14 protein-coding genes and 1 pseudogene are annotated in these 25,024 nt (G+C 55.5%); 1 reads left to right on the top strand and 14 read right to left on the bottom strand.

Annotation, left to right across the window (positions count from 1 at the left end):
• From ACFFT4_RS15795 to ACFFT4_RS15745, 10 genes and pseudogenes are all read right to left on the bottom strand, one after another.
• On the bottom strand, positions 1-2,715 hold the full coding sequence (locus tag ACFFT4_RS15795; RefSeq protein WP_378049187.1) for a cache domain-containing sensor histidine kinase: 2,715 nt from the start codon (positions 2,713-2,715) through the stop codon (positions 1-3).
• Positions 2,716-2,765: 50 nt separating this feature from the next.
• Positions 2,766-4,340 carry a type 2 periplasmic-binding domain-containing protein gene (locus ACFFT4_RS15790; RefSeq protein ID WP_378049185.1) on the bottom strand — a complete coding sequence of 525 codons (1,575 nt, stop codon included), beginning with the start codon at positions 4,338-4,340 and terminating at the stop codon, positions 2,766-2,768.
• A gap of 116 nt (positions 4,341-4,456) precedes the next feature.
• The gene (locus tag ACFFT4_RS15785) at positions 4,457-5,302 is read right to left on the bottom strand and encodes a carbohydrate ABC transporter permease (protein ID WP_378049182.1); all 846 of its coding nucleotides are present in this window, start codon (positions 5,300-5,302) and stop codon (positions 4,457-4,459) included.
• A gap of 15 nt (positions 5,303-5,317) precedes the next feature.
• A complete protein-coding gene (locus tag ACFFT4_RS15780; protein ID WP_378049180.1) occupies positions 5,318-6,238 on the bottom strand; it encodes an ABC transporter permease in 921 nt (306 codons plus the stop codon).
• A gap of 258 nt (positions 6,239-6,496) precedes the next feature.
• Entirely contained in the window at positions 6,497-8,455 is a 1,959-nt protein-coding gene (locus ACFFT4_RS15775) for a glycoside hydrolase family 127 protein (protein WP_378049178.1), read from the bottom strand.
• A gap of 96 nt (positions 8,456-8,551) precedes the next feature.
• Complete coding sequence (locus ACFFT4_RS15770) at positions 8,552-9,421, bottom strand: carbohydrate ABC transporter permease (protein WP_378049176.1); 870 nt, start codon at positions 9,419-9,421, stop codon at positions 8,552-8,554.
• Complete coding sequence (locus ACFFT4_RS15765) at positions 9,418-10,341, bottom strand: carbohydrate ABC transporter permease (protein ID WP_378049174.1); 924 nt, start codon at positions 10,339-10,341, stop codon at positions 9,418-9,420. The genes ACFFT4_RS15770 and ACFFT4_RS15765 overlap by 4 nt, the downstream gene beginning before the upstream one ends.
• A 72-nt stretch (positions 10,342-10,413) precedes the next feature.
• Positions 10,414-11,826 carry an ABC transporter substrate-binding protein gene (locus tag ACFFT4_RS15760; protein ID WP_378049172.1) on the bottom strand — a complete coding sequence of 471 codons (1,413 nt, stop codon included), beginning with the start codon at positions 11,824-11,826 and terminating at the stop codon, positions 10,414-10,416.
• A gap of 591 nt (positions 11,827-12,417) precedes the next feature.
• The gene (locus tag ACFFT4_RS15755; RefSeq protein ID WP_378049170.1) at positions 12,418-13,470 is read right to left on the bottom strand and encodes a LacI family DNA-binding transcriptional regulator; all 1,053 of its coding nucleotides are present in this window, start codon (positions 13,468-13,470) and stop codon (positions 12,418-12,420) included.
• 653 nt (positions 13,471-14,123) lie between these two features.
• A pseudogene (locus tag ACFFT4_RS15745) lies at positions 14,124-16,859 on the bottom strand (DUF5695 domain-containing protein); the annotation flags it as partial.
• Positions 16,860-17,466: 607 nt separating this feature from the next.
• Here ACFFT4_RS15745 and ACFFT4_RS15740 point away from each other — a divergent pair.
• A complete protein-coding gene (locus ACFFT4_RS15740) occupies positions 17,467-19,425 on the top strand; it encodes a PAS domain-containing hybrid sensor histidine kinase/response regulator (protein WP_378049168.1) in 1,959 nt (652 codons plus the stop codon).
• A gap of 897 nt (positions 19,426-20,322) precedes the next feature.
• On the opposite strand, the gene ACFFT4_RS15735 is transcribed toward ACFFT4_RS15740, so the two are convergent.
• The 4 genes from ACFFT4_RS15735 to ACFFT4_RS15720 all read right to left on the bottom strand — a co-directional run bounded on the left by ACFFT4_RS15735 (position 20,323) and on the right by ACFFT4_RS15720 (position 25,021).
• Positions 20,323-21,345 (bottom strand): LacI family DNA-binding transcriptional regulator, encoded by a 1,023-nt coding sequence (locus ACFFT4_RS15735; protein WP_378049166.1) that lies wholly within the window; start codon positions 21,343-21,345, stop codon positions 20,323-20,325.
• 108 nt (positions 21,346-21,453) lie between these two features.
• Positions 21,454-23,061 carry an ABC transporter substrate-binding protein gene (locus tag ACFFT4_RS15730; protein ID WP_378049165.1) on the bottom strand — a complete coding sequence of 536 codons (1,608 nt, stop codon included), beginning with the start codon at positions 23,059-23,061 and terminating at the stop codon, positions 21,454-21,456.
• 129 nt (positions 23,062-23,190) lie between these two features.
• The gene (locus tag ACFFT4_RS15725) at positions 23,191-24,096 is read right to left on the bottom strand and encodes a carbohydrate ABC transporter permease (protein ID WP_378049163.1); all 906 of its coding nucleotides are present in this window, start codon (positions 24,094-24,096) and stop codon (positions 23,191-23,193) included.
• Positions 24,097-24,109: 13 nt separating this feature from the next.
• On the bottom strand, positions 24,110-25,021 hold the full coding sequence (locus ACFFT4_RS15720) for an ABC transporter permease (RefSeq protein ID WP_378049161.1): 912 nt from the start codon (positions 25,019-25,021) through the stop codon (positions 24,110-24,112).
• Positions 25,022-25,024 lie beyond the last annotated feature (3 nt).

Here is a 25,024-nt window from a genome sequence, read left to right as displayed (position 1 = left end):
TTAAGAATCCTCCTTTATCAATGGAAGCGTGAGCGTGACGACGGTGCCTTCGCCCCCGACGCTGCGAATGTCGAGCCCGTAGTCGGAGCCGTAAAATAGCCGAATTCGCTCGTGAACGTTCAATAAGCCGATATGATCGGACGGCGTATGATGATCTAGGCGCTCCCGGATCGAGGCCAATCGGTCCTCTGGAATGCCGACTCCGTCGTCTTCCACGCGAATGAGGAGCCGGGAGTCTCCGTCCCGGGCAAGACGCACGGCAAGCGACAGCGGTTTGTCTTGGCTGGAGGCGTGTTCGAACGCATTCTCGACGACGGGCTGCAGCAGAAACTTCGGCATGCGATAGCTCCCGATTCCCTCCTCGCATTCCAGGTCCACTCGAACTCTCGCGTGATAGCGAATTTCCTGAATCCGCACGTAGGCGCCGACATGCTCGAGCTCCTCGGCGACGCTGATGATCTGGTTGCCGCGATACAGGCCGAAGCGGAGCAGCCTGCCGGTCGCCATAATCATTTCCGACGCTTTGGCGTTCTGGTTCGTTTTGACGAGCAGATGGATGGACGTGAAAATGTTGTATAGGAAATGCGGATTCATCTGGGATTGAAGCGCCGTAAGCTGCGCTTCCTTCTTGCGCTTCTCCAGCTCGAAGCGTTCCAGCTCCTTGGCCTTGATGTCCTCGCTCATCGAATGAAGCCGCGCCAGCATATTCTTGAAGCTTAGCGCCATATGGGCGAATTCGTTGTTGCCCAGGTAGAGCGCCCGATGGTTCAACCGCTGTCTGTCCATGCCCTCCATAAGCCGGATCAGCTTCTCTATCGGCCTTAAAATTTGCTTGGCCAGCCATTCGGACAGCGCGATGGCTAGCAGCAGCATGACGGCGACGACGATCAGGTTGTTGACGAGAATGCGGTCGTTCCCCGCGAGGCCGTCATTCGAAGGCATCGCGTATATGATATGCCAGTCCGCCCCCTGGATCTTGCCGCTGGCGATCGTCATGCCGTCGACGGCTTGCTCTTCGAAGAATTCGGCTTCGTTCTGGCGCAGGCTCCCGCCTTCAAGCCACTGCCGCACCTTGCGCTCGGAGTCGTGATCGTGAGGCTTGGAGGTGTACAGCATGTTTCCGTCGCCGTCGAAGACGTACATGGCGCGATTCGACTGCTCGGTAGAGAAGCCGATCTTCTCGTCGAAGAACGGCATCATCGCCATTTCCACGTACCCGATCTGCCTGAAGGCGCGAATCTCGCGGCCTGATCTCGGCAAGTATTTAATTTTGCCGTAGAGAACGAGATGACGAAGCTCGGCATCCTCCTCGTTCTCGACGGTCCAATAATAAGGCGTTAACCGATCCGCCAACGCCCGCTGCCACTGCGCTTCGTTCTCGCCGGAGCTCGCCGCATTGTCGCTCGTATAGAGAAGACGGTGCCGCTCGTCGTAAAACCGGATGTACCGGATGTTCTGCGCCAGTATGCCTTTGTTCAGCACCAAATCGGACATCCCTATGCTGTCTTCGTGCGCGGCCTCGCTCTTCGCCAACCGCAGCAGCTCGTTCTGAATGGAGGAATCCAGAGACAGCCTTTTCATCAGAATGCCGTAGCTTTCCATCTTGTACTCGATATTGCTGCGAATTTCGCGGATCGTTCCGTCGTCCTTCGTTCGGGCTTCCAGAATCACGACATCCCTGAAAAAAACGAAGTTGGCGACGATGACGATAAACAGCGGCACGATGCCCAAGGAGAAGTAGACGTACAGCCGTTTCCTCATTCGGCCTTTACGCCTGTACTCCTCGATGAACCGGTCGATTTCGTCCGTCTGGGACGCATGCTCGATATGCGTCAACAAGGTACTGAACGAACTGATCGGCTTCAGCAGCCTGTCGGTATTCATATAGAGAAGCGCGCCGAACGCCACGAAGATGCACAAGCTTAGAAGGATAATAATCAACAACGGCTTGCGGAACTTCTCCTCGATATCCTTCTCGTTAAGAAACAAGGAGTATTCCATATCGCTCTGCGGCGAGGAATACCGAATCTCCAGGTAAGAAGATCGCCGGGCTTGCCCCTCCCGGGCGGAGTCCGGAGCGTTCTGCTCGTATAAGGAGCGCCCTTCCTTATTGCGGATTTGCAGGTTCATCCGCTTATCCGTGATGAGCTCCCCGAAATCGATAATGCCGACCAGGTAACTGTTATCCGTAATGCGCGACACGACGGCATGCTCGGCGGAAAGCGCTTTCTCGAAATGAATGCGGGACAGCATCGGCAGCGCTTCGCGCTTCAGGGCGGCGGTGTCCAGATTCGGCTTCAGCTCCGTGCCCTCGGCCGTGAAGCCGACCGAGTCCGTCATGCCCACGCTCATCACCCAGCGGCCGGAAATGACGTTTAAGCTTTCCAGCTCTTTCAGGTTGTACAGCTCTACGCTTAACTGGTTGAGAACCCTCTCGATCTGCGCGGTTTTCTCGTAGGAGGAAGACTGCTGCTCCACGGCCGCCGTTCTGGCTTGCAGATCGTAATCGTCCGCGAGCAAGTCCTGCTTCTCGCGGACGACGATATACGTATCCCGGATTCGATCGTCGATCGCCGTCAGCTCGTTCCTCTTCGAGGCGATGATCTGGTCGGAGACCAACTGTTTGGATACGACAAAGCTGATCCCCGACGATAGAACGTCGCATAGGAGCAAGAGCATGAGCGCCTGCAAAAATACTTTTCGTTTCAATGTCATAGACGCGTTCCTCGCAGCGATCAAATCCCAAGGCTATAACGGCAAGGAGATTAATTGGAGCTGGATGCCTCGAAATTCTCGATATCTTTAATGATATCCTCGTAGCCGTACGACGTCCATTCCGCGATGAACTTCTCCCATTCGGAATCGATATCCGCGTCCCCGATGACGAAATTCGTGATCCACTTCGTATAGACCTCGGACATCTTGGGGCCGAATTTCGCGGTGTTTTCCGTATTCACGCCGACGATCTCCTCGCGGACGCCGTGCTCGATGACGTCGTTGTAGTTATCCTGCAAAATCGGCAGCACCCTGGGCGATTGTTCCTTCGCGATGCCCGGGAATATCAGATGGCGGATAAAGTGGTGCTCGATGCCGCCGAAGTCGGCCTGCCACTTGTCTTCGCGGTATACGACTTTGCCGTCCTGCAGGTCGTAATGAATGCCTTCCACGCCGTTTAAGCTCAGGTTCGTTCCTTCGTCGGAGAGCAGCCAATCCAGAATCGCCAGCATGCGCACGCTCGCTTCTTCGTCTTTATTGGCGAACAGGATGCCCGTGGAGCCGTACGGATTGCCCGAAGCGCGAATCTGGCCTTTAGGCCCGGAAGGGAACGGCACGGCCAGCGTCACCTCGGCCGACGAATTGTACTGCGTCAACGGAACTTGAATAAAGTCGCGGTAATCGACTCCGTTCGCATTGTGAATGATCATTCCCGCGCGGCCGGTCGTAAACTTCTCCCGCGCGTTGGACGCTTTCAGGAAGCCGAACTCCTTGTCGACCAAGCCTTCCTCGTACAGACGATGCAAGTATTTCACCCCGTCCTTGAACTCGGGCAGCAGCGCTCTGTGCGTCCATTGGCCGTTCTGCTTCGTCCAGCCGACCGGATGCACGCCCGTGAACGCGGTCAGAATCTGATCGAACGTTCCGAGACCGTCGGCTCCGTTCAGGGTCAGCCCTACGTTCTTCTTGCCATCGGGATCGTTGGCCACGAACGCCTTCAGCACCGTTTCGACTTCGTCCCAGGATGTCGGAATCGCGAGATTCAGCTGATCCAGCCAATCCTGGCGGATGAACAGTCCCGGATTCGGATATCCGTCGTTGCGGGGGATCGAATAATAGTCGCCGCTCGCGTCGGCGTAGATCGGATTGACGCCGAGCTCATCCGCCTGCTTGAGCTGGTCCAGAATACGGGTGAAGCCGTGCTTCTCGGCCAGCTCCGTCACGTTAAGGGCGACCTTGTCTTCCACCAGCGCTTTGTACTGGACGCCCAGGTCTCCGACCCAGTACCACGGCATCAAAGCGTAAGTCGGATAATCTCCGGAAGCTACGCGCATGGCCAGATTGTCGATGTTCGGCTGCCAATCGGCGACCGTGATTTTCAGATTGACGTTGAATTTTTCGTTAATGAATTTAATGACCTCGTCCTCGGGCTTGACGACGATCGGCCACCAGGCCATCACTTCGATGTCCTTCTTCTCCTCGAATTCCGATCCGGAGGCGGCGGTCGGACTTCCCGAAGCGGCCGGGCCGGCGCTGCCGGACGGTTCGGCGTCTTTGGCGCAAGCGCCGAGCGCGCCCGCCAGAAGCACGACGATCAATGCAAGAATAAAGCCCCGTGTTTTCAAATTGGCAACCCCCATAGATTAAATAATGTACGAAAAAGTTCCTCGCGTCGATGCCCATTGCGATTGACTGAAGTATCCCCGTTCATGCATCAACTCCTTTCCAGGCCGCGTTGGCTTTACCCTTTTACCGCTCCGACCATCGTTCCGTTCACGAAATATTTCTGCAGGAACGGGTAGACGAGCATAATCGGAACGACGGCAATGACGATGTTGGCGAACTTCGTCGCTTCCCCGAAAGCGACCGACGTCGCGAACTGGGAGCCCTCTTGGTTCGACACGATTTTGTAAATATACTCGTAGAGCGTTTTCTTCCCGGCCTCCGTAACGAACATAAGGGAAGCATAGAACGTATTCCAGAATCCGACGGCGTAAAACAATCCGATCGTGGCCATTACCGGCTTGGAGAGCGGCAGAATGATCCGGAAGAAAATGCCGAATTCGTTGCAGCCGTCCACCTTGGCCGACTCCTCGATCTCCTTCGGAAAGCCGGAAAAATTCGTCCTCATGATGATCAGGAAAAACGTGTTGATCAAGGCGGGCACGATATACACCCACATGCTGTTGAGCAGGCCCAAATGCTTGTATAGCAGGTACTGGGGGATCAACCCGCCGTTGAAAAACATCGTCAACGCGATGATCGTCATGATCGCCCTCGAGCCCAGAAAATCCTTGGACAGGCCGTAAGCCGTCCACGCCGTCGCGAACAAGCTGAGAAACGTGCCGAGGACGGTAATGACTACGGTGTTCTGCAGCGGTCGGAAAATATCTCCCCGCTCGATGATTTCCCGGTAAGCGTCGAAGTTGGGTTCCCGAGGGAACAGCAGCAGCTTATAGTTGGAGTACTCTTCGAACGAGATCATGGAGCCGACAAGCGTATGCCAAAAAGGGTAGATCATCGCGATATTGAGCAGCGCGAAGAATACCAGGTTCAGGGTTCGAAAAAAAGACTTCTTGTTGTTCAAGCTGGCGCCTCCGATCTAGATTAATCCGCGTTCTCCGCTTCTCTTGGCGATCCGGTCCGTCGCGAGGAGAAGAATCGCGGAGACGACCGAGGTCACGAGTCCGGCCGCCGCGGCAAAGCTGAACCGGCTTTGCAGGATGCCGTTGCGGTAGATGAACGTGTCCAGAATATCTCCCGTTTCGTAGACCCGTTGATTGTACAGGACGAGAACCTGTTCGAATCCGGCCGACATTAAGTGGCCCATGCTGATAATCAGAAGCACAATCATCACGTCCTTGATGCCGGGGAGCGTAATATGCCACGTCTTCCTCAGCCAGCTTGCCCCGTCGACGGTAGCGGATTCGTAAATCTCGGAATTGATTCTCGTTAATGCCGCCAAATAAATGATCGCGTACCAGCCGGAGTTTTTCCAAATGTCGCTGACGACGAGAATTGCCCTGAAGTATTGTTTTTCGCCCAAATAAAGCATCGGCTCGTAGCCGAACATGGAGCGGATTTCGTTCACGATCCCGTCCATGGAGAGGAAATTGTAGACGATCCCCCCGATGATGATCCAGGAAATGAGATACGGCAAATACATCAGGCTTTGGGTCAGCGAGCGAAACCGCCTGCTTCTCAGCTCGTTCAGCAAAATGGCGAGAATAATCGGACAAGGAAACGAGATCGCGATTTTCAGAAAGCTGATCGTAATCGTATTCACGAGCGCGTCGGTAAAGCCCGGGGTCGTGAACAGCTGCTCGAAATGCTTCAGGCCGACCCATGAACTGCCCAAGATTCCGCGGGTGATCTGAAAATTCTTGAAAGCGATAGTGACGCCGTACAAGGGCAAATAACTGAATACCAAATAGAAGAGCAATCCCGGAATCGCGAAAGCGTAAATATAACGGTCCTTCCTCACTCGCGCCCGCCAGTTAACGGCCGCCTTCGAATGGTTCATGCTTCCTCCCCATCCGCTTTATGAAAGCGATTTTAATAAGTTGATCTAAGCTTAAAGCCTGCATGGCTTCGTGAACAGGTAACGGTTTTATGGAATAGGGTGGACTTTTTTTTGCTATCCATCGAGAGCGCCGTATGACGTTGTCGGGCATCTCGGGCGGGACGCAAGGAAGTTGAGGCCGAACTCGGAAAATAAAAACGAGCCCGCAGGACGGCTATCGTCCCATGGACTCGGATTCGTTCAGTTTATGCACCTCCCTTACAAACTGCGCACCCACACGGTCATCTCTCCCCGGCCGCGGTTCGCCCAGGCGTAATAGGGGATGAAGCGAAGGGCCGCGGGTTCGACCCGGTACGAGACATCAGGCTCGTACAACCGATCGTCTCCCGACTCTCTCTTCATCCGAACGCCTTCCGCCGTCACGACCTCGAGTCCGCCCAGCAAGTCCGGCTCGAAGTCGGTCTGCAGCTTCCCGTCTTTGAGCAGCGCGACCTCGTGCAAATGCGGGCCGTTGTCGGCTTCCTCCAGACAGTAGACGAACGGCCCTCGCTGGATGGCCGTCTTGCCCGCGACCTGGCGAATCATCGGGTGACCGGACATCCGCCTCGCCGACATATGAAGATCAAGGTCAACCGTGTCGCCTTCGGTCCAACTCCTCGCGATTTTGACGTATCCGTCGCCGTCCAGGCTCTCGGTCTTCGTCCACGCTTCTCCGTTAATCCGTACGACGTATCCGTCGCACCAATCCGGGACGCGAAGCGCCAGTTCGAAAACGGACGGCTTATCCGCCGATATTCGAAGACGGACATCTCCCGACCACGGATGCCGGGTTTCCTGTTCGACCGCAACCGGGCCCTCTGCCGTCCCCCATTCGATCCGGCTTCCGATATAGAGATGGGTATACAGAGTGTTCCCGTGCGCGGAATAGATGTATTTCCCCAACGAGCCGAGCAATCTCGCGACGTTCGGAGGACAGCAGGCGCAGCCGAACCAGCCTTGCCTCTCCGGCTTGACGTGATTGTAAATCGCGTTTTTGCCGTGAGCTTCCGGATACACCTCAAGCGGATTCACGTAGAAGAAGTGCCGACCGTCCTTGGACATGCCGCTCAGCACCGTGTTGTACAGCGCCCGCTCCATGACGTCGGCATACTCGCTCTTCGGCTCGAGCTGCAGCATTCTGTGCGCGAAAAAAATGAGGCCGATCGAGGCGCAAGTCTCCGCGTAGGCGGTATCGTTCGGCAGGTCGTAATCGAAGGTGAACGCTTCCCCGTGCTCCATCGAACCGATGCCGCCGGTAATATACATCCGCTTGTCCACGATATTGCGCCACAGCCTGCGGCTGGCTTCGAGCATGCCGCGGTCCCCGGTTTCCTTCGCGATATCCGCCATTCCCGCGCACATGTAGACGACTCTGACGGCGTGCCCTTCCGCCGTCTGCTGTTCGCGAACGGGCAGATGGGACTGGCTGTAGGACAAGCGGCGGGCGATATCGAGATTCGGATAATGAACTTTGCCGCCGCGCTGCGCCAGCTGGATTTCGTAGAAGTTCGGCTTCGCCCCGCGCTGATCCAGGAAAAACCGGCTCAAGTTCAAATATTTCTCGTTGCCCGTCGCCCTGTACAGCTTCACCAGCGCCAGCTCGACTTCCTGATGGCCGTCGTAGCCCTTCAGCTTGCCCGGTTCCGGCCCGAATACGGTATCGATGTAATCCGCGTACTTGCACATGACGTCGAGCAGCTTGCGCTTGCCCGTTCCTTCATAATAGGCCACCGCCGCTTCCATCAGATGGCCCGCGCAGTACAGCTCATGGCATTCCGCCAAATTCGTCCAGCGGCCCTCCGGTTCCTTCAAGGTGAAGTACGTATTCAGATAGCCGTCGGAACGCTGGGCCTTCGCGAGGGTATCGATCAGTTCGTCGGCAATCCGCTCAAGCGCCGGATCGGGACGCGAGCTTAGCAAATACCCGACCGCTTCCAGCCACTTGCCGACATCGCTGTCCTGGAACACCATCCCGTAAAATTCGCCCTGCTCCTCCCCGGCCGCGATCTTGAAGTTGCGAACGGCGCTGCTCGGTTCCGCATCCGGAATTCTGTCGTTCAACGCTTCCCACTGATACGGAACGACGACGTCCCGCACCAGGTTCACGTATTCCATCCAAAAGTCGTCTTGTATGGACACCCGACTTAGGGGCGTTATGTTCGTAGATTGAATCGTCACAGTCGGTTCCTCCCCGCTTTGTTGCACAAATTGAAGTTGTTCTATCTGTCTGCTCAGCGCCCCGGATCGCTCAAGCCGCCAGCCCGCTCGTCCGGACTAATTTTTCATCCCGGTCATCGTGATGCCCTCGACAAAGTACTTTTGGCCGATCAGGTAGAAAAGAACGCCGGGAGCAAAGGACAGGCACGTGGCTGCCATCGTCAGCGACCATTCCTGCTTTAATTGGCCTCTGAAATTGGTAAGTCCCAACGCTATCGTGTATTTGTCGCTGGAATTGATGTAAATCATCTGTTGAAGCAAATCGTTCCACAGACCGATGAAGATAAACAGCGCGACGACGATCATCGCGGGCCGAATGGCCGGCATAATAATGCTGAACAGAATTCGGAAATATCCGGCTCCGTCGATCGTGGCCGCTTGATCGAGCTCTCTCGGAATCGAAAGGATAAACTGACGGACCAGGAAGATATTAAAAGCGCCGCCACCGCAGAAATAGGGCAAAATCAACGGCAGGTAGCTGTCCTGAAGCCCCAGCCCCCGCGTCCATCCGATGTACAGCGGAATGAGCGTAACCATGGCAGGCAGCAGCATGGAGCCGATGCACAGGGCCCAGATCAACCGTTTGCCCCGAAACCTCAGCCTTGCAAAGGCATACCCGCACAGGGTCGCCGTAAACGTTCCTGCCAAACATGAGGGAACGATGATGACCATCGTGTTCCATAGGTATTTCCAGAACTTGAATATCTCCAGCGTTTTCTCATAATTGGAGAACAGCCAGTCTGCCGGGAGGAGAGACGGCGGAAATCTGTAAATCTCGGCGCTCGTCATCAGAGACGTACGAAAAATCCACCAGATCGGGAAGAGCACGAGAATGGCAAAGAACAAGACAAGGACCAACGTGAGAACGTTCGCCATTCGTTCGCTGCGTTTCTTGCTTTTAAGTCTGCCGTATACCAATTCGCTCATTTGTCGTCGCCCCCCTCAGAGAAGATCCACCGATTCGACGTCTTGAACAAAACCGCGGTAAAGACGGCAAGAATGGCGAAAATAATAAAAGTCGTCGCGCAGGCATAGCCCAGCTTGTAATTGACGAAAGCCTGATCGTACATCAGATAGGTCATGAATCGGGAAGAATTGCCGGGACCGCCGTTGGTCAGCGCAAGAGCGGGCGTAACAACCTGGAGGTTGGCAATCAGGCTCATCAGCAGGTTGTAGAAGATGATCGGCGTCATACAGGGCAGGGTGATGTGCCTGAAGCGTTTCCAGCCGTTCGCGCCGTCCATCTCCGCCGCTTCGTGATAGACGCTAGGAACGTTCTGGAGCCCGGCCAGGAAAATGACAATCAAGTTGCCCGCCAGCCAGACCGCAATCAAGGAAAGCGATGGGACTACGTAACGGGAATCCGCGATAAACAGAATTTTATTCAAACCGATTTCGGAGAGAAGATAGTTGAAGAATCCGAAATTCGCCTCGTAAAGCCAGGACCATCCGACATAGATCGCGACGGCCGGCAAAACAAACGGCACATAAAATACGGCTCTGAAAAATCCTCTTGCCGGAATTTTACGATTAAGCAGCATGGCAATGAATAAGGAATAGATCATGCTTCCGGCTACGGATAAAACGGCAAAGTAAATCGTCGCGATAATAGAGTCCTTAATATAGGGATCGGTCGTGAACAGCTTGATATAATTATCGAAGCCGACGAATTCCGGGTCCTTCAGCCCAGTCCAGTTCGTCAAGCTGATTCCCAGCACCCCGAGAAGGGGCGCGTACGTCAGAAGGATCAGCCCGAGGAACGCGGGAATCAAACAGATATAAGCTACGCGTTGCTCGCTCGAATGAATTCGGGAACGGCGTTTTAGCGGTTTACCGATCGTTTCCATTTCTCGCTCCCACCCTATGCGTGAAGGATGACCGCCGGAATCTCGCTAACGGCGGCCATCCTTCCGATCTTGTTATTGGTTGCCCGAATGAGCGGCTTTCAAGGCTTCGAGATTATTGGAGATCGCGTCCGCGGCCGTTGTCTTGCCTGTCCAGACGTCCCCGAGAATCGAGCCGAGCAGGGTATTGAACTCCGTCGTATGATTGGTGTAAAACCAGGAGGCCGGTCTCGCGGCGGACGATTGCGCATAATCGACGACCGCGGATTTGTATTCGTCATACGGAGGGAAGTTCGGATTTTCGACCCATTTGCGTGTGAGCGTTTCGTCGGTATACCATTTTTCCAGCACCGGCATCCAGATGCCCGAACTGATCAGTCCCCAATTGTTTTCTTCGGAGGTGTACCACTTCAGCCATTCCATCGCTTCTTCCGGATGCTTGGTCTGGGAGAAAACGACGTTCGCTCCGCCCGTGTTGAGGGTGACCTTCTCCTTCATGTACGGCAATACGGCTACGCCGTAATTCAGGCCTTGCTCCTTGGCCGTGTTCAAGCTGGTTCCCACGTTCCACTGGCCGTTCGTAGCCATGGCCACCGTTCCCGCGATAACGGTGCGTTGAATACCGTCATCGGTTTGACCGACGGACAGCGGAGCGACATGCTCCTTCAAGTACAGGTCCGCGACTTTCTGAATCGCTTCGACGCTGGCGTCCTCCCCGATTCTGACCGCCGTTCCGTCGTCGTTGTAGAATGCGCCGCCATTGCTGATGGCCCAAGTTTCCAGCTGCCACGGCAGGTTTTCGACGGATGCGCCGTATTGAACGATACTCTGGGAATCAAAGCCGTCCTCGCCGGGGTGCTTGCCGTTCTTGTCGATCGTCAGCTTTTTGGCCGTATCCACGAAGTCCTCCCACGTCCATGCTTGATCCAGCACGGATGGCGGATAAGGCACATTCGCTTTGTCGAACATGTCCTTGTTGTAATACAGGAGGAGGATTTCGTTGGCCGCGGCGTAAGCTACGGTATTGCCTTGATACTTGTAGGCCAGGCTATCCAGCGGCTTGCTGTCGCTTCCTTCGTACATGGCGCTTACGTCGTTCAACATTCCTTCGGAGGACCACTGGATGACGCCATCCTCCTTTAACATCCCCGTATCCGGCAATTGGCCCCCCGTTGCCTGCGTATTCAGCTTCGTCATGTAGCTCTCCCACGGAATTGCCACCACTTCCACTTCGATTCTGTCTTGGGAAGCATTGAATTTGTCCGCCGTTTCCTGGACGGTCTTTCCTTCTTCCGCGCTTCCCCACATGGAGTAGGTAATTTTGACCTTTTTCGTCGAGGACGGCTCGCTCGCCGGTGCGCTCGACTCGCCCGCTCCCGATGGAGTCGCGCTTTTCTCCGTATTTTTCTCGTTGCTCCCGCAAGCTGTCGCGCCGATTGCCAGCATAGCGGCCAGAAGACCTACCCCAAGTCTCTTTCTTGCTTTCATTGCCCCGCTCTCCCTTCATGGCTTAAAGAATTTTATATGTCTAACCGTTTGACCCGGCGGCTCGGAAATTCCAAGATTTCGAGTTAAACGTTCAGCATCTTATCGTCCGCCCGATCCTTTACTCAAGTGCTGCGGCGAAACAAGGACCAAGCGTTGGCCACCAAAGATCTAAACGTTTATCTTAATTTGAATAAAAAGTTTAGATTTTGGCAGAGTCTGCATAAGGCTCGGGGTTTTCTCATCCATCGGGAAGCGATTACATTTCCAAAACTTTCGAATAAGTCGAGAGAATCGGTATAAAACAGATACATCCACCTGTAAAGCGTGCCGGATTTTCGTTTTTCGGCTGTTATCTAAACGTTTAAAAACTCTGCAACTTCTTTATAACACAGGTTTCAATTTTTATGCAAGCGCTTATTTTTCTTTCGGGCAATTTTGTCGGAGACGATTCAGATAAGGATAGCGAATTCTATACTTTCTGAATCGCGCACAAATAAATCCCCATCCCCGTCGTCGTTCTTCGACCTGACCAAGGATAGGGACCGGGGTAAACGGCGCGGCTCCGCGTGAGCTCCTGCAGAGACTGCCGGGTTAACTTGTCTGGACGCCATTGGGCGGAGCCACCGACTCTCTCTCCAGCATGACGCATGCCGGCATCGGTACCGGTTCGATCGGCTCCCCGTTGACCATCCGCATGAGCGATCTCATGGACGAGTAGCCCATCTCGTGCAGGGGGAGATCCATCGTCGTCAGACGCGGCTTCAAATAATCGCTGAATTCCCTGTTGTCGAATCCGATAATCGACAGCTCCTCCGGAACGCGGATTCCTTTTTCCCACGCCGCCCGCAATGTGCCTGCCGCCATCACGTCGTTCATGACAAGCACCGCTGTCGGCGGTTCCGCCAATTCAAGCAGCTCTTTTGTCGCCCGCAGTCCCGAATCCAGTCCCCAATCCCCGACCTTGATCAGCTGCGGCTCGAACGGCAGTTGGTGCTCCATGACCGCTTTATAATAGCCATTGAACCGCAGCCGCGACGGAATGGAATCCATCAGTCCGGTAATGACCGCAATTCGGCGATGGCCTTTGTCTCGCAGGTAACAAACCGAATCGTACGCGGCCTGCTCGTCGTTGTATTGGATGGATAGATCGTTCTGCGTATAACAGTACGTATATACGATCGGCTTGTCCCTCGTATCGATCAGTCCGGTCACATCCCGCGGATGGATGCCGACATAGATAATGCCCTCGACCTGCTTGGACATCAGATCGGAAACGGCATTCGCGGCATATTTGCGGTACGCTTCGACGTCGGCGTAATGATGGCCGACCCGCTTGTGCAGCCGGAGGTTCGTCAGCACGATGTGCAGATCATGGCCATCCGCGTAATCGTTGATGCCGTCGATAATTTCGGGCACGTTGAACACCGTGACGTCTTCCGCGATGACTCCGATCGTGTTCGTTTTTTTGCTTTTCAAGCTTTTGGCGATGTCGTTCGGCTGATAATTCAGCTCTTCGATCACCCGGAGTACCCGTTCCTTCGTTTTCGGGCGCACGTTGCGCGTGCCGTTCAATACATAGGAGACCGTAGCGATCGACACATTCGCTTTGGCTGCGATCTCTTTAATGCTCACCTTCTCCGACACCGTTCTCGCCACCTTCATCGTTACGGATAGATACAATATTGTTCTTGTTATATCATTCCGTTTGCGATAAAAGCAAGCTATCCTCCTGATTTAGGCAGCCCGCAGCGCATAAAATCTAATCGTTTATATTTTCGGCCCGGATCGCCTCGATGTCCCGCAAGCCTCCGAATATCGGAAAAGAGGCAGTCCCATCAAGCAGTTTCGCTTGTCGGACCGCCTCTTCGGCTATTTTAATATCCGTTTACTCTCCACGACTCGATGCCGGTCGAAGTCGTCGCCTTCGCCGTAACGTTCAACCGGATTTGCGTCGTTGAGACCGGATTGAAGGTCGTCGTGTTGTATTGGTTGGCCAGCAGACCGAGGCCCGAAGCGCCGCTCACGTTAACCCAGGCGCTGCCGTTCCAATATTGGATCGTATAGGATGCGGGCAGATCGATGCCCTGATCGTCGTCGAACCAATATACCTCGACCGAAGAAATCGTGCGGGCCGAGCTCCACGTATACTGCACCCATTGCGTCGTGTTCGGGTTGTCCCAGTTCCCGTATACCGGATGACCGCGATCGTTGGAACTCGTCGGCGCATAGCCGTCGTTCAGCCCCGCGAGGCTCTCCCAGGACGAGACGAACGACGTTGTCGCGGTCGCTTGCGGCGCGATATCGGTTATCGTCGGCCCGCCTCCGCCGCCTTGTTGAAGCTTTATGTCGTAAGAGGCTGCCGTACCGATGCCGAGGTTCACCGTTGTCGTCCCTCCAGACTGCGCGGTAACCGAACCGACGACCGCATTGTTGACGAGCACCTGGTAATTGCCCGCGACGAGTCCCGTGAAGGTTACCTTCGTGTTGTGCGCTTTGCCCGGCGTTACGTTCTGCAGGGTGAAGTTGACGGCGTTCTTGGCGAGAGCGACCGTTGCGGACGTATATTTGTCCCGCTCCAGCGTCATGTTCAGCTTCTGCGTAATCAGATTCAGCTTCTGATTGACACCGTCTTTCGGTACGATGCTATAGCTGCCTCCGGACTCCGTCACGTCGCAGCCGTAGCAGTACAAGCCGAAGATCGGGTCGATCGCGACATCGGAGCTCAGAATTCGGATCGCGCCGAACAAGCCGAGATCGGCTTCGCCGGACATGCCGCGCCAGCCGTTCTGCAGCGCGCCGCCGCCGAGTCCGAGCGCCGGATAGTTGCCCTTCTCCGCTTGATACGTCCAGGCGACGGCTCCGATATCCGCCGGGTCCGAACTGATTTGTCCGGAATTGATCGCGCTCACGTTGGCGATCTTCGCGGCGTAGGTCATCCGCTGGTCGACTTCCGGGTTCGCCGAGTAATTGCGCACCCAATCGTCCATCGCATAGCCGGCGAGCGAGACGGTATACTGGAAGTTCCACCAGTTTTCCCCCGTAATCGTGACCGGGTCCGCATAATAGTACCACACGGGCATATGGCCGCGAGTCGCGCGCGTTTTCGCGTTGATCTTGCCCATCATTGACGTGTTGTTGTTCATCTTGGCGAGCATGTAGACCGCTTCTTCTCCGGTGTTGTCGTAATTGTACTCCGAACCGTACGGATAAGTCGTGTTCTTGAAGTTATTGTACTTCGTCGCCATTTTCGCGATCACGTCGTTCGCCTGCGCCGTCATGCCTTCTTCCTGAAGCGCTTTGATCAACTCGGGAGTCGTCTGTTCTCCCATGAGACCGGTGTTCCAATTGTACGCGACCGGTCCGTCGTACAGCGCTTTGAAAATGTTGTAGGCGCGAGACAGGTACGTCTGCCTGGTGTTCGTGTACGTAATAAGATCGGGGTACATCTTGGCAATCTTGTACATGCTGAAATAGGTATTGTAAATGTGCGGATACGCGTACCCGCGATACGTCGGCGTCGTGTTCGGCGCCGGCATCAGGAAGTCGTGGATTAAATAATCGGAATGGTTGGTCGCCATAAGGTTCGTCCAGATAGCCGTCTGCAAATACTGGTCGACGGCCGTAACCTCCGAAGCGACCGGCGTCTGCACGTTTTTCTCGGCGAGGAACTGGGCGTGCGTATAGCCCCAGTCGTCTCCCCAGCCCCAATAGCCGTTGAAGACGTTCCGCTTGGAATTGCTCTGCATCATCCAGTCGTCGAACACCTTGTCGCGGATGTCGCCCGGCACATTCCACTGCGTGCTGTTAACCATGAACGTCGAATGCCGCTGCAGCGCGTTCGCGATCGGCTCGATCGCGTAAAATTGGAGCACCGTTTTTTCTCCGCTGCCATAGTTAACCGTGATCAGATTGGGTCCGAGACGGTTCATTTTGAGCGAATACAGCTTATGGTTCGTACCCGTCGTGCCGAGGGAAACAATCGTCGTATCGGACGGATACTGCGCCGTAACCGAGGTGATCGTCTTCGAAGTATGCAAGTCGAACTTCGCCGTCTGGTTCGTCGGCACGATCATGCCGGGAATCGCCGTGACGTCGACCATGCCTTCGCTATAGAGCCGGTCCTTGACCGCGTTCTCGTTCGCGACTTTGATAATCTTGAACGCATACGTCTTGCTTGCGCCCGGCGCGAGCGTCAGGCTCGTGTTCGGCAGGTAGCCGCGATTCGTGCTCTTGATGACATTGGAGTGAATGTAGAACACGTTAAGACCTTCGGACCAGCCGCCTTGATCGCCGGCCCACTTGCTGCCCGGATGCTCCTCGACTCTCCAGCGGTCCTGATATTCGAAGCCCGCGCCCGTCGACGCGTCCGGCACCATGAGCAAGTAGGGGCCGATGCCGCTCGGTCTGCCGGCCGTAATGTAGGAGCCGTTGTTCCCGACAAAGGAGTGCGTTACGACCCGGGTCTCGTAGATTTGCTCGTTGCCGCCCCCGGACCAATATTCGTTAAACGGCAGCGGCAGCCCGATGTCGCCGAACTCGATCGCTTGCGCGCTCGTGTTCGTCAGTTGGATCTGCCAGAGGAGATAATCGTTCACGAGCGAATACGTCTCGACGAGACGGAAGTTTTTGACTCCGTTCGCGTTGGCGGAATTCTGATACGTAATCGTCGCCGTCGTTCCACTCTGGCTTTGCGTTCTGCCGTCTGCGGAGCTTTGCGTCAGAGCGGTTTGCCAGGCCCCCGTGCCGAGCCGGTACTTGAACATTAATTCTCCGAACCACTGATGATCGGAGGTGTTCTGCTGGGGCGCGTTCGTCGCGTTCATGACATAGTTCGTCGGATAGTTGTCTCCGACGATTTTCAGCGATGTTATTTCTCCGTGCGTGCCGGTCTGCACCTCGAACGTGCCGTTCGACAGCGTATAGGCGGATGCCGATCGCGGGAACAGCGCAATGCACAGCAGCGCCGCTCCCAACAAAACCGACCCCAGCAGCGCGCGTTTAGGAATTTGCACGAGCGTCAGACGTGGAATCATCCATAAATGCCTCCTTTGATTTGAAAATTGCGTCCATTCCTTGCCCCTCTACTGCCTGTCGGATCAGCTTATACTCATCACCTCCCTTAATGGCGGCTTTCAGTCCGGATCGCACCTTCCGCGCGAATTCGAAAATAAACCGCTTTCATATTGACGAAGCCGACCTCGGAACTCCATCGATCCTCACAAAACAAATCTTAGAATTTAAACGTTTATCTTAATGGGGCGATAAGCCGCAAACCGGAACGATTCATTGGAAAGTTGCTTTGAGCATTCATGAGATGAGATGCTTTGAAAAAGGCTTGTACAGTGCGTTTACAGCCTCTTGAAGGAAGATTCCTGATGTGGAGAGGGTCTAACCTGGAGAGTCGTATATGCGTCTGAATTTAAACGTTTAGATAAAGTTAACTTTTTTATATCACTGTGCCGGATTTTTTGCAAGAAGATTTTGACGTCCGGATCTCGGAACGATCTGCGGCCCCTGCCGAAACGAACCCTTTTCTGTCTTTTGTAGAAATAAGTCGTATGCTACAATGAGAGCGTCAAAGCCTGTTCCAAAGAATGGAATCTATCGTTGGCATAACGAAGGAAAGCGAAGTGGATAACCATGCTGTCGAAAATCAAGGATGTCATGTTCCCATCAACTGTGCTAGAGGAATCTTCCATCGTGGCAATCCTGGATCGCAATGGAGCTTTTTCTTATGTCAATTTACAATTTTGCTCCGTCTCAAGGTACGCTCCGGACGAGCTGATCGGACGGACGTATGAATCGCTGGCTTCCGACCTCAATCCCGAGCAGCCTTGGGAAGAGATGCGGCAGACGATCGGGCAAGGGAAGACGTGGCGAGGAGAAATCGGCATCGCGGCCAAGGACGGCGGCCACGCTTCGCTTATGCTAACCGTCATCCCGCTGGTCGACGGGCAAGGAGTCGTGCAGCAAGCGCTCTCCGTCGGCACGGACATATCGGAGCGCAAGGAGAGCAAGCTTAAGCTTGTGCAGACGATGGAAAACCTGCGCGACATCGAGAAGGCGCTGGACGAATCGTCGATTGTCGCCATTACCGACCGCGCCGGAGTTATCACCTACGTGAATGAAAAATTTTGCGAAATCTCCAAATACGAAAAGCACGAGCTGCTCGGCAAAACGCACCGGGTCATCAATTCCGGCTATCATCCGAAAGCCTTTTTCCAGGAAATGTGGAGCACGATCAAACGCGGCGAGGTATGGAGAGGCGAGGTCAAAAACCGCGCGAAGGACGGCACGGAGTATTGGATGAATACGACGATCGTGCCCTTCCTCGACGACGACCGCAAGCCTCGCCAGTTCATCTCCATCCGCAGCGATATTACGGACCGCGTGAAGGCCGAGGAGGCGCTGGCCGAGCGTACCGAACAGCTCGCCAGAACGCGGGACGAAGCGATCAAAGCCAGCATGATCAAAAGCCAGTTTCTCGCCAATATGAGCCATGAGCTGCGCACGCCGCTGAACGCGATTATCGGCTACAGCGAGATGCTGCGCGAAGAAGCCGAGGAGCTCGGGGAATCGGTGTTCGTCGAAGATTCGGGGAAGATCAGCAAGGCGGGCAACCATCTGCTTGCTTTGATTAACGATATTCTCGACATTTCCAAGATCGAGGCGGGCAAAATGGATCTGCATCTGGAAACGTGCAGCCTGCCCAGCTTGGTTCAGGACGTGGTCACAACGATTCGTCCCCTGACGGAGGAGAAGGGCAACCGGCTGGATTACGAGTGCGCGGAACAGGGAGAAATTACGACCGACGTGCTCAAGGTGCGGCAAATTCTGATCAATCTGCTCAGCAACGCGAACAAATTTACCGAAGCGGGCGTCATCACCCTGCGCATTTTCCGGGAAGAACGGGATGGCGCGAGCGGACACAGCTTTTACGTCCGGGACACGGGAATCGGCATGACGCCGGAGCAGATGGAGAAGCTGTTCCACGCCTTCACGCAGGCCGACGCTTCCACGACGCGCAAATACGGCGGCACCGGGCTCGGCCTGGCGATCAGCCAGCGGCTGAGCCAGATGATGGGCGGAGACATTCGCGTGGACAGCGAGCTCGGGGTAGGCACAAGCTTCGTCTGCTGGCTCCCGGTCTCGACGGAAGAACCGAAGGAAGCTCTGCTGCCCGCAGAAGACGGCTCCGGCAGCGCGCTTGGGGAGAAGGACGCGGTCAACATTCTGCTGATCGACGACGAAACCTCCAACTGCGAGTTGATGCAGCGGTATATCGCCAAAACCGGATGGACCATGTCCTACGCCGGCAACGGCGCAAAAGGAATCCGGCTGGCCAAGGCGCAGCGCCCCGACGTCATCTGCCTCGATATTCTCATGCCCGAAATCGACGGGTGGAGCGTGCTCGCGGCGTTGAAGAGCGATCCGGACACCGCCGATATTCCGGTTATCGTCTGGACGATGCTCAACGACGGACAGCAGGGCTACGCGCTCGGGGTTTCCGAGTATCTGACCAAGCCGTCCGAACGGGACAAGCTGATCGATACGATCCGCAAGTACATTCGTCCGGATACGGGCAGGCGTACGCGATAAAGCAGGCCTCATGGCAAAAAGGAGCTGTCTCCTACGCAAACAAAGCCGTACTGAACGATAATCGATGGATGAATATAGAGACTGTCGATTAATTCCAAGCCAGAAAAAAATGCTTGACGATGCTGCGGATACGCCTGTATTTTCGGCTGCCAGAAGGGCGCGCTTTACCAACAAATGTACTCGAAAACTGCCCAGAATCGACTTTAAGCCATGGAGAAGCTGCAACACAGGATAATCGATTCTATAGAACATTAGGACGGCGTTGGGACGGAATTGCGAGGAGATACACGATTCTATAGAACATTGGGACGCGGATTGAAGCTTTTCGCACGGAGATAATCAATTCTGTAGAACATTGGGGCGGCGCTGGGACGGAATTGCGAGAAGATACATGATTCTGTAGAACATTGGGGCTCGGACAGAGGCATTTCGTGGGGAGATACACGATTCTGGAGTACATCAGCCCGTTGCTTTTCTGAAATTCAACAAGAAAAAAGGGAGATTTATAGAGACTCATTAATCGACAGGCTCATATAAGGAGCATCTATCTCCTTCCGCTGCTATACGATCCTGAAATTTTGAACGGGTAAACCCGTGACAGGGTCATTTCAGGACCGTATGAGGCAGTCTCCAGGAGATAGATGCCCTTCTTTTTTCATCGATAATCTTGTACGTCTTTGCTTAGGGCGTGTATGCATACTCCGAGGAAAGCAGATATTGCCGAATTTTCGTTCCATGCAAGGAACTTTTGTGAAGGCGTACCGGGGGTACGTCAAAGGGTCGCAGCAGGGGGCGAAAAGGCGGTGATAGATGCCCCTGAGCGGTTTGCATACACGCCCTAGGAGACAGCTCCTATTCGTGGCGGCGGGAAGCCTTCATTCCCGCCGCCCTGCTTGTTCAACGTGCCGACGTGCTCTCCCGAACGATCAGCTCGGGTTCGATAACCGTCTGCTTCTTCACTTTCTCCTTGCCGATCAGCTTGTGGAGCACCTGCACCGACACTCGGCCGAGCGTCTCCATCTTCTGGCTCACCGTCGTCAGCTCCGGATTGATCGCGGTGGCGAGCGGGATGTCGTCGAAGCCGATGATCGAGATGTCCTCCGGGACGCGGTAGCCCGCCCGCGTCGCCGTCTTCACCGCTCCGACCGCCGTAAAATCGTTCACGCAGAACACGGCGGTCGGCCTGCGCGGCCCATCCAACAGCCGCTTCATAAGAAGCTGTCCGGATTCGATCGAGAAATCCGCGTGCAGCACCCACTCCCGGGGAATGTCCAGCCCGTTCTCCCGCATCGCCTTCTTGAACGCGCGAACCTTCTGGGCCGTCGTCGACATGTTGTCGTGCCCGCCGATAAACGCGATCTCCCGGTGCCCGAGCCCGATCAAGTGGCGAGTCGCCAGCTCCGCGCCCAGCGTCTCGTCGATGTAGACGCGATGCAGCGAATTGCCCGGCAGATTGCCGTTGATCAGTACGATCGGGGTGCGGCTTGCCGCCTCCCGCACCTCCTCGGCCAGCTCGGGGCTGCACCGCGACAGGTTGATCCGGCCTCCCATGAACAGAATGCCGTCCACCTGCTTCTCGCGCAGGATGTTCAAGTATTGGGACTCCCGCTCGTAGCTGCCGATCGTGTCGCACAGCAGGAACGTGTAGCCCTTGTCCCTGGCTTCCTTCTCGATTCCGGAGAACACTTCGGGAAAGAACGGATTCGTGATGTCCGGCACGATGACGCCGATCGTTCCCGTCTCTTTTTTCGACAAGCTTCTGGCCAGCGCGTTCGGCTGAAACTGATATTTGTGGATCAGCTCCATAATTTTATCCCGGGTCGCGAGCTTGACGGGCGCGGTGTTGTTCAGCACCCGCGACACCGTCGCGACCGAGACTCTCGCTTCGTGGGCGATATCGTAGATCGTTACCTGCTTCAAAACCATCCATCCTTAACGCGACCGCTTTTTTCGTTCATCATAGCATTTCCAGACCAGGATTGGAAAGAAATTCATAGGCGGATCGGCCGCTTCGTCCCCCGCTTTTCCCTATTCGACCTGCTTCTTGAAATCGTCCAGCTGCCGCTGGATTTCCTCCAACGCTTTGTCGTATCCGGCGGACTTCAGCTTGGCGCGGAACTCTTCGACCGCCTTGGCCGGATCGCCGGCCTTGCCCCAGAGAATCGCCGGTCCCAGCTCCCCCGTCACCTGGGAGATGGCCGTCAGCTCGGCGTCAATCGTGGACTTGTCGAAAATGAAGCGGCCGTACGGATAAGGCTTCTTGTAGCCGTCGTATTCGTCGTAAAGCGTGGAGATGCCGTCCCATACCGTGTCCGACGGAATCTCGAACCGGTCGACGCGTCCGCCCCAGAAGTCGGAGTAGAAGGCGTCGCGGGCTTCGTCATAGCCGGCCGGGAGCACCCTTTTGCCGTCCTTGATCTCGTATTGGACCCCTTCCATTCCGAAGTTGAGCAGCTGATAGATTTCCTTGTCGTTGCGGATCAGGTCGTACGCCATCAGCGCTCTCTCCGGATTTTTGCTGTGCGCGCCTACCGAAGTGCCCCCGTGCGTAATGGACAGCTCCGGAAGATTGCCGCGCGTGCGAGAGAACGGGAACATCAGCAGCTCGGAGCCCGGCTGGTCTTTGTCCATGTTTACCCGCAGCGAAGCGTAAGTCTGCGTATGGTGCTGGTCCGCCCCGGTCAGGCCGGCTCGCAGCAGCGACCTCGTATCCCCCTTGTAGTTCAGAACGTCTTCGCGCCAGTAGCCTTTGTCCGCCCAGTCCTTCATCATTTTCGCCATATTCAGAAACACGTCGTCGAAGATCGGGCTGGTCGCCGTGTACTTCTCGTCGAACGACTTCGCGTGGAAGACCGGCAAATACCCGGTTCCGATCGGCAGCTCCAGCATATCCGTATACGATTGCGTGAAGCCGATATAGGGGCCAATGCCGCCCGATTGCGTATCCCAGGGCACGACGCCTTCCTTGTTATCCTTCACATATTGAAAATACTGGCCGAGCGTCTCGAAATCCTTGATCGGCTCGTTGATGCCGGCCTCCTTCGCCCAATCGCCGCGGTAGTAGATGCCGTGGTTGACCCATTGGGTATAGTCGTTCTCGGGAATGAGCACGATCTTGCCGTTGAATTTGCTCTCCTCCCAATCCTCGGAAGGGATCGATTCCCAGGTCCGGGGCGCGTACGTCGGCAGCAGATCGTCGATATTCAGGAACGCGCCGCGCTGGGCGTTGTTCCACGTATCGAGCCAGTCGGTCGCGATCGTGATCAGATCGATCGCTTCCCCCGAGGCGAGCGTCAGGTTGTATTTCGTCTGCCAATCCGCCCATTCGATCCACTTCCACTCCAGCTCCGCGTTGATTTTCTCCCGCATCAACTGGTTGACCTTCTCGAGCACTTTCTCGAATTGGCCGTTGGTCGGTTTGTCCCCGAGCACCAGATAGCTGACTTTCACGAACTTCGACGTATCCACGCCTCCGTCTCCCGTCGAGGCGCCGGCCGACGACGATTGGCCGCCGCCCGACGCTTCGGCGCTTCCCTTGCTTCCGCCGTTGTCCTTCTTGCCGCCGCTGCACGCGGCCAAAGCGACGACCAGAACGAGCGATAATGCCATGAACAGAATCCTTTTTGCTCCGAACATCCTTTTTCCTCCCCTGAATTCGTTTTTGCTCCTTGCTCCTGAAACCGGTTTCACCAATATGTGAAGGAGCTGCGCCTCGAGGCGCCTCCGGCACATCCTGCTTAGGCCTTGCTTCCGGCTGTCCGGTCCTCAGCCTTTGACCGCGCCGACGGTGAGTCCTTTGATAAAATACCTCTGCACGAACGGGTAAAACAGGATCACGGGACCCGTCGCCACGATCGCCGTCGCCATCTTCATCGATTCGAGCGGCATGTCGCGCAGCGGGACGTTGGATGCGGCCGAGGAATTGCGGATAAAGTCCGCCCTCGTGATCACGTTGTACAGAAACAGCTGGAGAGGCCGGTATTCCACGTCCGAGGTCAGGAACAGCATCGCGTTGTACCATTCGTTCCAATATCCGAGCGCGATGAACAGCCCGATCGTCGCCAGGGCGGGGGTCGTCATCGGCAGGATCAGTTTGCGGAAAATCATGAAATCCCCCGCCCCGTCGATCTTCGCGGATTCGGTAATCGCATGCGGGATCGACTGTACGAACGCCTTCATCATGATGATGAGAAACGGGCTGAGCAAGCCGGGCAGCAGCACCGAGAGGTAGTTGTTCTTCAGGCTCAGATACTGCGTCATAAGCAGGTAGAACGGAACGAGGCCTCCGGAAAACAAAGTCGTGAAGTAGATCAAGAAGGAAATCCGGTTCCGGTAAGGAAAATCCGGCCTTTGCAGCGCGTACCCCGTCATGGCCACGAGGAACAGTCCGACTGCGGTTCCGAGCACGGTGAGCGCGATGGTCACCATATACGCTCCGACGACCAGATTCGGGTTTTCGAAGACGATCCGGTACGCGAACACCGTGAAGTCCTTCGGCCAGAAGTTAAAGCCGCTCGTCTGGATCGAACGTTCCGTGGTCAGCGATGTGCTCAGGACGAGCACGAACGGCAGCACGCACGCGAGGGCGAATGCGCCGATAAAGCCATAGCCGACGAAGCGGACAAGACGCTCCGACAGGCCCGAACGAATGCTTCGGGAAATCTGTTCCATAGATTTCGCCCTCCTAGAACAAAGAGTGGTCCGGGGATGTTTTGCGGACGATCCAGTTGCAGGTTACGACGATCGCGAAGCCGAAGACCGACTGATACAGGCTGACGGCGCTGCCCGTCGAGAAATTGAAATTGTTCATCAGCGTGCGGAACACGTACGTCTCGATAATGTCGGTGGTCGGATACAGCATCGTGTTGTTGGCGCCGACGAGGTTGTAGAACAGTCCGAAGTTGCCCTTCAGGACGCCGCCGAGAGAGAAGAGGAGCAGGATGATGAAGGTCGGCTTAAGCCAGGGAAGGACGATATGGACAATGCGCTGCAGCGCGTTTGCTCCGTCGATCTCCGCCGCCTCGACGATCTCGTGGTCGAGGCCCATAATCGCCGCGAAGTAGATGATCGAACCGTAACCCGTCGTCTGCCACAAATACACGATCACGATAATGAAAGGCCAGATGTGCGGGTTGGAATACGTTTTGACCGGATCGAGCCCTGCGGAAACCAGCAAGCTGTTCAATACCCCGTAGTCGTAGCTGAGAAAATTGTACGCGATCAGCCCGATGAGCACCGCGGAGATGAAGTACGGCAGGAAGAGGAACGTCTGGGCGATTTTTTTGAACCATTTTCTCCGCAGCTCGTTGAGCAGCACCGCCACGAACACTTGCAGGGCGTTGCCCAGCAGGATAAAGGCTAAGTTATACAAAATCGTGTTGATCGTCAGACGGGTCAAGTCTCCGTTAATCACGAGGAAACGGAAGTTCTCCCACCCGACGAAGGGACTGCGAAAAATCCCGTCGGTGTAGTTGTACTTAATGAAAGCCAAATACAGGCCCGGCATCGGCAGGTAAGCGAAAACAAGGAAGAAAACGATGGCGGGACAGCACATGAGCAGCAGCGTGCGATGAGTCCATAACCGTTGCAGCAGCATCGG

The organism is Cohnella cellulosilytica, assembly GCF_042431195.1.
Classification (GTDB): domain Bacteria; phylum Bacillota; class Bacilli; order Paenibacillales; family Paenibacillaceae; genus Cohnella; species Cohnella cellulosilytica.
Note: the sequence above shows the minus strand (reverse complement) of the source record. Positions and strands in the feature narration are given on the sequence as shown.